Source organism: Hypnocyclicus thermotrophus (genome assembly GCF_004365575.1).
GTDB lineage: Bacteria > Fusobacteriota > Fusobacteriia > Fusobacteriales > Fusobacteriaceae > Hypnocyclicus > Hypnocyclicus thermotrophus.
This window is the reverse complement of the sequence record NZ_SOBG01000013.1, coordinates 1-14,086: the sequence shown is the minus strand read 5'-3', so window position 1 is coordinate 14,086 and position 14,086 is coordinate 1. Positions and strand designations below refer to the sequence as shown.

Sequence of the window (14,086 nt, the reverse complement as noted above, 5' to 3'; positions counted from 1 at the left end):
ATCCCCAGAAGGAGAAGGAAAAATATATGATAAAGAAGGGAAAAAGATATACGAAGGAAAAGAAGTAGAGCGCTACATGAAGTAGCGCTTAAGTAAAGGCAAAAAAATTAATTGAAGTAAAAAAAAATGTAAGTAAAAATAAATAAAAAAACAGATAATAAATATAATTGACATTATATTTATTATCTGTTATTATAAAATATAAGATAATTTTTATTCGGAATAATTATTATTTTTTATTTTTTTAATTTGAGTTTTATTGAATTTGGAGGTGTAAATAATAATGAACGTTTCAAAAATCGAAAATATGATAAATTATATTAATAGCTCTAAAACGCCTAAAAATAAAGCGTTTAATGAATTTGCTGTTGAATTTTACCTTGAAACGCGTGATATCCCTTTATCTAAGTTTTTAAAAGTACGTAATTATACTAGCAAAACTCCTAAAATTATGAACACTAAAAAAGCGGGAGAATTAATAATTGAAAGTAAGAATAACCCTAAAATTCTTACTTTTTTAAATGATAACGGATATAATGATATCCCAGAATTAAATTATAGTGCTATTATGCTTTTAAGGAAAGTAACTCCCGAAAAAAATTGGAAAAAAGTTATAAAATATTTAAAAGGTCAAGGTACTATAGATGAAATAAATAGAAAGAATAAAAAAACTTTATTACCAGAAGATAAAGAGAATATCGAAATATATTTAAAAGAAAAATTAGAAATTACTTCTGATGAGTTTCATAACTTTTTAAATCTTTATTCAAAAATTATAAATAATAAAGAACTTAAAAAATCTATAAATAAATTAGTATAAAAAAGATAAAATTATATTTTTTATCTTTTTTTATTATATAAATAATTTTTAATTAGTTTTATTAATTCTTTTATTCATTTTATTTAATAATACATTTGATACGGTTTCTTTTAGATGCAGTATCAAATGGATATAATTTATTTTATTATTTTAATATACATAAAATAAATTATCGGATTTTATTTAATATGATTTAGTTTCTTTATTATTATATAGGTGAAATAGATTACATTATTTTAATGTAATTGTTTTTTTAATAATAAAATTATATTACATATTTATGATTATAGGACATAAATATTCGATACTAATAGTTTCAAAATAACTAATATAATTAAAATCAAAAAATATATTTTCCATAGAAAGTATTTAATTCTTTATTTTTTATTTCAGATGAACTTTTTTTATATTGTTTATTAAAAAAACTCCAAATATTGTTAATAACAACTTAATTTTCTAAAATTATTATTTTTAATAAAATAAAATTTATTATCAATATATATACATTTCTTTTATTTAATTATAGGACTTATATTTGTTTAATATGATATCTTTATTTCTATTATCTACAAAAAATTTTCTTTTACTTTATTTAACTAGTTTCTATTTTCTATTTTTTACAAACTCTCAACAAAATTTATTTTATTCTATATTTAGTTTTTTTATTTATAAATTTCTTTCTTTTTTTACTACAAATATTATTCTTAATTCTTTAAAAATTAATTTTATTATATTAATTTATTATTAAATTCTTCTAATTTTTAATATAAGGCCCTATTAATGTTATTTTTATATTATTATATACTCTATAAATACTATAACACATCTCAAACCTTTCATATTGTTTCTAATTTTTTATTTAATACATTCTCACTAAATCCAACTTGCATAATATATAATTATACATTAATCATTTGCTTATTAATTGTAAAAATTTATTCTCTAAATCATCTATTAATTAATCCTAATAGTTTTATATTTTAATTTTTTTTAGTTAAATCTTAAATATCATTTTTTATTTGATTTGAAAATTTTTCATTGAGGCACGTACTTTATATTCTCATTAACTATAAATTTCTTATTAATTTTTTAAATATTTTATCCTTTTATTTTACAATTATCATTTCTATACAAAACTTAAATAAAATTTCTATTCTTAAAATTAATTTTGTATTAATATTCATTTGTTTAATTTTTATATTTTTTATTATTTTGTCACCTTTTATTTAATTTATAAGTTTATCAATCTTGATTTTCTCTCCTTAATAGAACCCATTTTTTTCAATAGATCCTCCATAGAATTATTATCTAATGTTGAGTTGTTGTCATCTTCGAAATTTAATAATTCTCCCACATGTTTAGCTATCAAATCAATTTCTATATTAACGTAATCTCATGTTTTTTTATTTGATAATATTATGTTTTCTTGTGTATAAAGTATTAAAGAAACACTAGAACTATTTTAATTATAATCATTTATTGTAATGCTATCTCCTAAAGATATAGTATTAATAATTTTTTAAGAGAATTCTTATTTTGATACAGTTAGGATTACTAATGAAAACATAAATTATTATCATGGTTTTTAATTTTTAAATTAAATTCCACCATTAACTACATCAATGTCAACCCCTTCTATAAATGATACTGGATTTTCGTCTCCTATTGTTTTAAGAGTAATACCGCATCTTTGTAGTATTCTTATTATATATATATTTAATTTACATATTTTTCCATGATTTCTGATTTCAATTTTAATTTTTTAATAATTTCTCAACTTTATTACTATTAAATATAATATTTTTATTTTCAAAAATTTTTTTTGAAAATAACTTTCATTTAAGTTTCTATCCTAATTATTAACATTTGAATAATTTATATTTTTTAAATTAACGTTATATAATTCTTTTATATAATCGATAATAATTTATGTTTTTTTCATTTTTCTTTCTTGGTTTTTAAAATTTATATTTTTTTATTTTCAAACAATTTTTATTTTCAAACAAAAATATTTTGTATAACAATAGGATAACGATATAAGTTTCTCTAATAAAAAAACAATAACCATTAGTAAAGTTAGTTTTTTACCAATAGTTATTGTCTAGAATCTGGGCGACTAATTAATTTATAGTCACTCCTTTAAAGTGAGAGAAAATTATAATCATGTATATTTTTAACTATGATTATAATTTTGAAAAAACATTTATTAAAAAATGAAGAAAGAAAAACAGGATTGTTATATATACAAATTTAAGGGAATCCTAAACTAAAGTTTTACTTTACCTATGAGTGTCTAAAAAAATTAATTTTTATTCTATCCATATTTATATATATAATAGTATATAACTTTTTCTATTTTCTTTCTTCAAAGTTTAAAACTAATTTTAAAGTATTTATATTATTTTTTATAAAGAAAGATATTTAGCTGCTATTTTTTCTACTATAATTTCTTCTTCTAATGAAGTTATCTCTTTTATTACATCCTTTATATTATTAGCTGCTATTTTTTCTTGCAATTCTTTAGCTTGTTCATCTTCTGCATTTTCATATTTTAATGCTGCTGCTATCCCATATATAAGATTTTCATTACTTGTACCATATTCTAAAGTTCCTCTTAAAGGTTTTATTAATCTATCATTAAAACTTAATTTTCTGAGTGGTTGTCTTCCTACTCTTTTTACTTCATCTTTTAAATATGGATTTTTAAATCTATTTAATATTTTATCTATATATTTATAATGTTTTTCTCTTTCAAATCCATATCTCTTTATAAGTACTTCTCCACTCTCTTTCATAGCATTTTTTACTATGTTTTGAATTTCTTCATTCTCTATACTTTCTTTTATAGTCTTATATCCTTTTAATACACCTATATATGCAGTAATTGCATGTCCTGTATTTAAAGTAAATAATTTTCTTTCTACAAACGCCATTAAATTATTTGTCAATTGCATTCCTTCTATTTCAGGAATTGTTCCTTTAAATAGTGTTTTATCAACTATCCACTCTTTAAACTCTTCAACTCTCACTCTTAATAGATCAGTGCTATCTTCCATTGGTGGTACTATTCTATCTACTGCTGAATTAGGAAAACCAATATATTTTTCAATAAATTCAGCTGTGTCGTTAGAAATATATTTTTCAATTTCTTCTTTCAAGAATGTAGAAGCTTTTATCATATTTTCACATGCTATTATATTTAAAAAACTTGTATTTCCTAATGCTTTTCTTTTTTCTATTCCTTCTGCTAATGTTTTGGCAATAATTGATAAAACTGTAGGCCCTACCGCAGTAGTAATTATTTCAGCTTCTGCAATTATATCTATTAATGATTTATCATTAGATAATACTCCATCTATATTTTTTACTATATTTTCTTCTTTTTTTTCTCCTACTATTTCTACAATATACTGGTTTTTATTTTTCATTTCATTTATTATTGATTCATTTATATCAGTAAAATATACTTTGTATCCAGATTGTGAAAGCAGTTTTCCAATAAATCCTCTTCCAATATTTCCCGCACCAAATTGTATAGCTATCTTCATTTTTCAATAACCGCCTTTCTTCATCCTAACTCTTTTTAATTTTTTAAATTATTTTTTATTTTTCTTAAAAAACAAAACTTATTTTAGAATATATAAATAGAGAGTGCCATCTTTATGTAAACTAAAAAAATATTTTATTCGTTTCTTTTGCCATTAAATTTTCATATCAAGGCACTCTCTCTACAACAAACTTTGTTATAATTAAACATATATTATATTTATTGTTTTATATTATGAAAGAATTATAAATATCATCTATATTTTTAGTTTTTCCAAGTTCTACGACTTTGTCTTCATCCTCTATTATATCTGCTATATTTGAAATAATGTCTATATGTTCATTGTTTTTACCAGCTATACCTATTAATAAATAGGCTTTTTCTCCATCAAAATCTATTCCTTCTGGGTATTGATTTATTACAATCCCTGTTTTTAGAACTTCTGCTTTTCCTTCAAGTGTTCCATGTGGAATAGCAACACCATTTCCAATATATACCGATGATTTTTCTTCTCTTTCTAACATGTACTTATAGTAATCTTTCGCTACATACCCCATATTTGCCATTTTTATTCCTATTTCTTTTATTGCTTCTATTTTAGATATTGAGGGTAATCCTAAAGTAATACCCTCTTTAACTAATATATCACTTTTAGCCTCATCTCTATCATTGGCTTTAGTTTCAATTTTAACCGTCCCTTTATTTATTTGTTTTTTTTTTAACTCTTCTACTAAATTATCGTAGAAATCTCCATCCATAAAGTTACTTATAGACATATGTATAGGACTTTTTACTACTGTTTTTGCTCTCGGTGTTAAATCTTTATGAGTTATAACAATATCAATATCTTCTGTAAGATTATTAATTGCTAAATTTGTTACATCTATATTTAATCCTGCATTTTTAACTTTTTTTCTTAAAAGACTTGCTCCCATTGCACTTGATCCCATTCCTGCATCACAAGCTACTACTATTCTAGATACACCAGTTACTGCATCTAATGAATTATTTGCTGAAGTAGATGGTTTATTTTTCATTGCTTTCATTTTAACTTCGGCTGCTTCAAGGTCTTCTTCTGCTTGTCCTTCTTTATTAAGAATAATTATTCCTACAAAGAACGAAACTGCTGCAGCTACCACTACTGCTGATATTGTTGCTAAAAACCCATCTTTTGGTGTCATTGCTAATGCAGCAAATATACTTCCAGGAGCTGCCGGTGCTATTAATCCACCTTTTAAGATTACGTTTGTAAATACTCCAGACATTCCCCCTAAAATAGCTGCTATTATTAATAATGGATTCATTAATACATATGGAAAATATATTTCATGTATTCCACCTAAGAAATGAATTATTATTGCACCTGGTGCTGATTCTTTTGCTGATCCTTTTCCAAAAAACCAATAAGCTAATAATATTCCAAGTCCTGGACCAGGATTAGCTTCAATAAAGAAGAATAATGATTTTCCTATTTCTGTTGATTGTTGAACTCCTAACGGTGTAAATACTCCGTGGTTTATTGCATTATTTAGAAATAATATTTTTGCTGGTTCAACAAGAATTGATGTTAATGGTAATAAGTTCATTTTTACTAACACTTGAACCGCATTTCCAAGACCTGTACTTGCTACTTCAACTGCAGGTCCCATTACTTTAAAGAAGAATAAAGCAAGTATCATTCCTATTATCCCCGATGAGAAGTTATTTACTAACATTTCGAATCCAGCTTTTATTTTCCCCTGTATTGCTTCATCAAATTTCTTGATACAATATCCACCTACAGGCCCTGCTATCATTGCACCCATAAACATTGGAATATTTGTTCCTATTATTACGCCTGATGTTGCTATTGCTCCTACTACTGCCCCTCTTTCTCCACCTATAACTTTACCACCTGTATATCCTATTAATAGAGGTAACAGGTAAGTTATCATTGGTCCTACTAATTTTGATAATGTTGCATTTGGCATCCATCCTACAGGAATAAATAATGCCGTAATTAATCCCCAGGCTATAAATGCTCCTATATTTGGCATTACCATCGAACTTAAAAATCTTCCAAAAGCTTGAACTTTTACTTTTAAATTTTGTTCACCTAGATTTTCTGATAAATTAGATTGACTCATTTAATTTTCCTCCTTTTAATTTAAAACCTAAACTTAATACTAAATTAACAGTAAAACTTTATAGTCATGGCAAATTGACTTTGTTTCTGTCTCTATATTAGCTATAAGTACTTTGTATGTTCAAATTATACTTTTATAATTCATTTCGTTCAATGTTCAAACGTTTCAACTGTATCCGAAATAAAGGTTTTCGTTTTTAAAAGAAACAAAAAAATTCTTTTTTTTTTGAAAAATTTTATTTTTTTTAATTTCATTACGAGTGAACTTGATTCTTTTTTTAAAAAAACAACAATTTGTCCACTTTAACAGTTTAATTTAACTTTTATACAGTAAATTAAAAAAGAGCAAGAAAAACTTGCCCTCACATAATTCTATTTCATCTTCTATGTTTTCATATTTTAATGCTGCTGCTATCCCATAAGATTTTCATTACTTATACCATATCTAGACTTTCTCTTAAAGGTTTTATTAATCTATCATTAAAACTTAATTTTCTAAACTATTATCTTCCTACTCTTTTTACTTCATCTTTTAAATATGGATTTTTAAATCTATTACGAAACAGCTTTTTACTGATCTCCATATATCATTAAAATTTCATAAATATTTTTCTGATTTTTATTGTATTTTCCATTATTTATATTAAAACTTTTAAAATATTCATTTAATTTATAAATATACGTTTCTCTCGTTATTCTTGCATTTAAAATAAAAAACATAACTCTATCACTTTATTTGACCAACCCGGTTTAATATCTTCATTTCCCGATTTTTTTATTACATTATTAAACTGAACTAAAAGAATCTTTATCAAAAATATACCCTGCATTTACATAGGAAATATTTACTTTATTTCTCATTTTTATAATATATTTCACTAGCAATACAGTATTCATTTATTCATTCCAATTCTCTCTATGTTTTTATATTAATTATATCTTTAAATTTCTTTTCCAATTGTTTTTTTATTCCTTCAAAATAATTGGATTCTATTTTTTTATCCTTTACAATCGCCAATTCCTATCTGCTAACCGATTTTTAGTAACCGATTTTTAGCTTTTTTCCGTTATAAATTTCTTTATCTCTACCGGATCATCTATTTCTTCTATAAATTCTATAAACTCATAATCTTCTACTAATGTAACAAGTTCTGTTAATGCTTCTATATGTTCATTTTGGTCTACACTTGAAAATGCTAGTATCATTTTTACTTTTTTATTTTCAGGAAAATCTACAACCTCTTTTAACTTAATTAAACTCATATCTGTTTTTAACACTGAATTCGTTAATCTTGCATGAGGTAGAGCTATTTTACCTGCCACTACCATATAGCTTCCATTCTTATTTACCGCCTCTATCATTTCATCTATATATCCAGGCTTTATAGAACCATTTTTTACTAATATTTTTCCTGCTTGTCTTATTGCATCTTCCCAATTATCGGCTTTACAATCCAATTTAATGTTCTTTATTGGTAATAACATATTTAAATTTTTCTTACCTAATTTATCCCTATCATCAAATAGTTTTCCTCTTAGAAATGTTTTAAGTTTATCTGCAAGAACTGCTTCATTCTCTATTTCACATTCCCCTTTTATTACTTCCATTAATTTTACTAATGATATTTTCTTTCTCACTTCTGTTAATCCATATTCTTCAAGTTTTTTTCTATCTGTTTTAGAAAATATAGGATTTACTTTTACTATTGGAAACGGATATCCTATTTTATCATCTACATCTAATGTTGATATTATAAGATCTATATCATTATAGTTTTCTATTTCCAAAAATTTATGATACGGTAATGTATCCAATACATTTACATCATATCTTTCCAATAGCTTTTGAGCTAATAGCTTTGAGCTTCCATATCCAAATCCACATACTATCATTACATTTTTAGTTTCTTTTTGATTATTAGCTTTTCTATCTATTGCTGTTTTAAAATGTATTGTTAGAAATGCTATCTCTTCATCTGGGACCTGTTTATTTATATATATCTGCAGTTTATCTTCACATACCTTTTTTACAATATCAAACAACTCATCATACAATTCCTTAACTTCATTCGATATCTCATTTTCTAATACTATATCATTTTTTATTCTATATATCGCTGGTTTCAGATGATTAAGTAATCCATCAAATAGTATCTTATCATTAGACAAATCTATTCCCAATGCTTTTCCTACATCCTTTATAATTTCATTTATTGATATCTCTATCTCTATCCAGTTTTCATAAAATGATGTATTAAAATTATATGAATGACTTCCTAAAAACAGTTCCGTTAAAAATAGTATTTCATATTCATTAAATTCTACATTAAAATTCTGTTCAAAATGAACAAGCTCTTTTATCAATACATTGTATTCTTTTGTACTTTTTAAAAATTTTTCATTTTCTTCTCTGCTTACTATCGTTTTTCCCTCTTTTAATCTTGTAAGGGCTATCATCAGATAAAATTGTAATACTCTATACGCTTCATCTGATATAACTGTCTGCAGCTCTCTTTCTATTCGTTTTATAAATATTCTTACATCTCTTATAGGAAAATTTTCAAAATATAATTTTAATTCATTTCTTATAAGTTTATATCCTAAAGTTTCATCTTTTCTTATTTTACTAATCAGTGTATCTTTTGATATATCAAGATATTCCATTAAGAATTTAAGTTGTGCTTTTCTTATTTTTTCTTCATTACCTTTTAATACAAGCCCTATTTTTGATAAAAATTTTAGTTTTAATTTACTCTCATTAAGAAATATTTTTACCTCTTTCAAATCAAGCTTTATAGTGCTTATACTTACAGAAAGAGTTTCTGAAATTTCATGCAGTCTTATTGCATCTATTGAAAATAATGCCAATGATTTTATATATTCTTTTCTTTCGTGCTTTGAAAATGTATAAAATCTGGTGTTTAATATCTCTATTATTTTATACAGATTTTCGTCTGTTTCATTTATCTTAAATAAACCTTTTGACATTTTTTCTATTTGATTAAGTCCATTTTTAGCCAGAAAATAGTTGATATTATCAATATCATATCTAATACTTCTTTCACTTACATCAAATATATTCGATATCTCTTTCAAAGAAACCGATTTATTATTATCTATCATATATTTAATTATTCCCAGACATCTTTTATTTAACAAATTTCTTCCTCCAAATCTAAAAATATTTGATATATTTCTTCAATATCTATGGCAGTTGAAAGCTGTTCTGATATTTTTTCATTATCTATTAATTCTGCTAATTTTGATATTATTTGTATATGTTTATCTTTTAATGCTGCTATCCCTATTATTATATATACTATTTTTCCATCTCCATAATCTATACCGTAAGGATATTGATGTATTACTATTCCACTTTGTTTTATATATGGTGTTCCTTTTGCTGATCCATGAGGAATAGCTATCCCATAACTAAGATATGTACTTGATACTTTTTCTCGTTCTAATATAGTCTCTATATATTCCTCTGTTACATAACCTTTCTCGAATAATTCTTTCCCGATATTTTTTAATGCTTTTTCTTTTTCTGTCCTTTTTAATCCGATTTGTATGTTTTCTCTATATAGTATTTTTTTATTTTTTACTATATTTTCTATTCTGTTTTCTTTTTGCTCTTTATTTTCTTTTTCAATGTTTAATTCTTTTTTATCTTTCATCAATTCAGATCTTTTAGTTTTATATTTTTTATTTATTTCTTCTGTTAGTTTTTCCTCTCTTACTATTTTTTCTATATTTATTATATTTTTTCTTTCTTTTCCCAATACTATATCTGAATCTATAGTGTTTTTTAATTTTTCTACCAATATATCATAAAATTTCGAATCCATAAAATCATCTATTGTTATTATATTTTTTTCACTCTCATTTACATCTATTCTATTTAATAACTGCTTATGCACTATTATTATATCTCCATTTTCAGGTATTCTATCTACCGAACTATTATCTACTTTTATATTCCTTATTCCTGCTTTTTTTATCTTTCTTTCCAACAGTGTTGCTCCCATTGCACTTGAACCCATTCCCGCATCACATACTACATATATATTTATTTTTTCTCTATATTTTATTTTTTCATTTACATAAATTCTATTAAACATATTATCTATCTCTTTTTTTCCATTCATTATTTCTTTTCTATTTAATATATAATATGATATTAAAAATGTTACTACCGTTGATATCATTACTCCAAAAAATACAATAATTTTATCTTTTACCGGTGCTAATACTAATAACATTATTATACTACCAGGAGAAGCTACCCCTACAAGACCTGCATCAAATCTTTGAAATATATATACTGCTGTTACTCCTCCCATTATTAACGCCGGTATAAGAGTCAATCTTCTTAACACATATGGAAAATACACTTCATGTATCCCTCCTATAAACTGTATAAAAATATTTGAGGCTATATCCTTTGTTTTAACATGATTCTGTTTCTTTTTTTCATAAAAATAATATGCTAGCAATACACCAAGTCCTGGACCAGGATTTGTTTCTAATAAAAAAAATATCGATTTTCCTTTTTCGTTAAGTTCCGCTAATCCTAATACTGATAATACCCCATGATTTATCAGATTATTCAAAAAAAACACTTTTGCCGGTTCTATTATAACGGAAAATAACGGAAAATAAGTTATATTAAATATAGTTTCTTTAAATCTATTTAGAAATTTCACCTGTACATATCCATAAACTGGTAAAATATATACAAATAGCATAATTAAAAGAAGACTTATAAAGACTGTTCCTAAATTATTTAGTATCATCTCATATCCGGGATATGGTATCTTTTTTATCTGTTCTCTATATTTTCTAATTACTATACCTGCTATTACTCCTATCAATATTGGGCCTAAAAATGATTGAAAACTATATTTTGATAATACTCCTCCCATTACTATTACTGCTGTTATTCCACCAAATTTATTCTCTATTGTTCTCCCTGCGGTATATGTTACTACTACTGGTATAACATATTTATGCATTATATCTTTAAAATCATTTAACATTGAATATTCCAAACCGAAAAAACTCAAAATTCCAAGCAGAATAAAAAATGGAATATTCTCTAATATGATTTTACTTATTAAATTAGCTACTCTTTTATATATTCTCTTTCTCATTTTAACCCCCGAAAGATTTAATTGTTTTTTTACAAAGTGTTAATTATTAACTATTTTCGTCTATATATTGTATTATTTTTCCAATATAAATACAACATCAAATAATTCTGTTTTATTCGAAATAAATTCTTTCGAATTTTTATGAAAGAATTTATACCTGAAAATGCATTATTTTCCCTATGCTTTCTATGTTTTTTTTGCTATAATTCTTATGTTCGTACATTTAAAATTTTATATTTCATATAAGTTGAAGATTTCTTATATATTTTAAGTTTAACACCTTGTTATGAATATCTCAACTTATATCAATTAGAAGGAAATAAAAAAAAGATTTAGCGCCAGAACTAAGTTAAAAATACAAAGTTTTACTTTAATTAAATTTTTTTATCTTAGTTGACGAGGAGAGAAGTTATCGAATTTTCGGCGGATGCTTCTACGGTTGCTGCAGCCTTAGAAATACACAAATCTATAAGGTGACTTATAGGACAAAAGTATTCAAGCAGCGTTTCCTTCTAAAATCTAAAAATTACAGGAGGAATTTTTATGTGTGGAATTGTAGGTTATATTGGTGATAATAATGCTAGTGAAATTATTCTTGATGGTTTAGAGAAGCTTGAATATCGCGGTTATGATTCAGCCGGGATTGCTGTTAACTATAATCAAGAGCTTATTATCAGAAAAAAAGAGGGGAGACTTAAAGTCTTAGATGAAGATCTTAAATCTAATCCTATTGCAGGAAATATTGCTATTGGACACACCAGATGGGCTACTCATGGTGCTCCTTCCGATGAGAATTCTCATCCTCATTTTAACTTGGATAAATCTATTGCTGTTGTTCATAATGGGATTATCGAGAATTATATGGATATTAAAAAAGAACTTACTCAATTAGGCTATAACTTCTTTTCTGAAACTGATACTGAAGTTATTCCTCATCTTTTAGATTTCTATTCTAAACAATCTGATGATTTCTTTAGTGCTATACAAAAAACTCTTAAAAAAGTTAAAGGTGCTTATGCTTTAGGTATCCTAAATACTAAAAATCCCGATACTATTTTCTGTGCTAGAAAAGACAGTCCTTTAGTTATTGGTAAAGGAACTAATGAAAACTTTATCGCTTCCGATGTTCCTGCCCTTTTAAAATATACTAAAGAGGTCTATTTCTTAGAAAATGAAGAAATCGGAGTTATCACTAAAGATTCTATTGAAATTTTTGATCTTGATAAAAATGTTATTAATAGAGATCTTCATACTATCGAATGGTCTATGGATCAAGCTACTAAAGCTGGCTATCCTCATTTTATGCTTAAAGAAATTCATGAGCAGCCTCAAGGTATCAGAGAAACTCTTAATAGAAGATTAGATGAAAATAACCAAATTATGTTTGATGATATTAATCTTGATAAATCTAATATCGATTCTATCACTAATATCTATATTATCGCTTGCGGTACTGCTTATAACGCGGGATTACAAGGTAAATTTGCTCTGCAAAAAATTGCTGGAATTAAAGCTGATGCTGATATAGCTTCGGAATTTAGATATTCTGATCCTTTTATTGATGAAAACACTTTAGTTATCTTAGTAAGTCAATCTGGTGAAACTTTAGATACATTAGCCGCTTTAAGAGAAGCTAAATCTAAAGGTGCTACTACACTTGCTATTACTAATGTTATCGGTTCATCTATCGCTAGAGAAGCTGATAATGTTATCTATACTTGGGCTGGCCCTGAAATAGCTGTTGCATCAACTAAAGCTTATACTACTCAAGTTGTCGTATTCTATATGTTAGCTCTTTATTTAGCTGATATTAAAGAAAATATTTCTAAAGAAAATTATTCTCATATAGTAGATGAATTGTTAGCTATACCGGATAAAGTACAATCTATTATTGAAACAGAAGAAAAAATTAAAAAAATAGCAGAAAAAATCAAAGATAATACTAATGGATTCTTTTTAGGAAGAGGTTTAGATTATAGTATAGCTACAGAAGCATCATTAAAAATGAAAGAAGTTGCGTATATGCATACAGAAGCATTTGCTTCAGGAGAATTAAAACATGGTACAATAGCATTAATAGAAGAAAATGTACCAGTAGTTGCAATAGCAACACAAGATAATTTATTTGAAAAATCATTATCAAATATTAAGGAAGTAAAAGCAAGAGGTGCCTATGTAATAGGAGTAACTCAAATAAGTAATAGAACAATAGAAGAAGTAGCAGATGAAGTAATATTTATACCGGAAACAGATGATCTGATAGCAGGAATAACGGCAATAGTGCCATTACAATTATTAGCATATTACGTATCAATATTAAGAGGGCTTGATGTAGATAAACCTCGTAACTTAGCTAAATCTGTTACTGTTGAATAAATTTAAAAATTGTTTTTTTTTTTTAGTTATGTTATATTATCTATAGCATAACTTTTTTTTAGTTT

Annotated in this window: 7 protein-coding genes; 2 read left to right on the top strand and 5 right to left on the bottom strand. The window is 25.0% G+C overall.

Annotated features, from left to right (window positions below; genetic code table 11):
• Positions 1–283 precede the first annotated feature (283 nt).
• The gene (locus tag EV215_RS10305) at positions 284–820 is read left to right on the top strand and encodes a hypothetical protein (RefSeq protein ID WP_134113932.1); all 537 of its coding nucleotides are present in this window, start codon (positions 284–286) and stop codon (positions 818–820) included.
• 2,405 nt (positions 821–3,225) lie between these two features.
• On the opposite strand, the gene EV215_RS10300 is transcribed toward EV215_RS10305, so the two are convergent.
• The 5 genes from EV215_RS10300 to EV215_RS10285 all read right to left on the bottom strand — a co-directional run bounded on the left by EV215_RS10300 (position 3,226) and on the right by EV215_RS10285 (position 11,645).
• On the bottom strand, positions 3,226–4,368 hold the full coding sequence (locus EV215_RS10300) for a mannitol-1-phosphate 5-dehydrogenase (protein ID WP_134113931.1): 1,143 nt from the start codon (positions 4,366–4,368) through the stop codon (positions 3,226–3,228).
• A gap of 226 nt (positions 4,369–4,594) precedes the next feature.
• Positions 4,595–6,493 (bottom strand): PTS mannitol transporter subunit IICBA, encoded by a 1,899-nt coding sequence (locus EV215_RS10295; protein ID WP_134113930.1) that lies wholly within the window; start codon positions 6,491–6,493, stop codon positions 4,595–4,597.
• Between the two features lie 569 nt (positions 6,494–7,062).
• Positions 7,063–7,212 carry a hypothetical protein gene (locus tag EV215_RS10545; RefSeq protein ID WP_166667409.1) on the bottom strand — a complete coding sequence of 50 codons (150 nt, stop codon included), beginning with the start codon at positions 7,210–7,212 and terminating at the stop codon, positions 7,063–7,065.
• A gap of 333 nt (positions 7,213–7,545) precedes the next feature.
• Entirely contained in the window at positions 7,546–9,651 is a 2,106-nt protein-coding gene (locus tag EV215_RS10290) for a BglG family transcription antiterminator (RefSeq protein WP_134113929.1), read from the bottom strand.
• Positions 9,645–11,645: a PTS sugar transporter subunit IIA gene (locus EV215_RS10285; protein ID WP_134113928.1), complete on the bottom strand. Its 2,001-nt coding sequence runs from the start codon at positions 11,643–11,645 to the stop codon at positions 9,645–9,647. The genes EV215_RS10290 and EV215_RS10285 overlap by 7 nt, the downstream gene beginning before the upstream one ends.
• A 543-nt stretch (positions 11,646–12,188) precedes the next feature.
• On the opposite strand from EV215_RS10285, the gene glmS reads away from it, so the two are divergent.
• Entirely contained in the window at positions 12,189–14,021 is a 1,833-nt protein-coding gene (gene glmS, locus EV215_RS10280; RefSeq protein WP_134113927.1) for a glutamine--fructose-6-phosphate transaminase (isomerizing), read from the top strand.
• Positions 14,022–14,086: the final 65 nt, after the last annotated feature.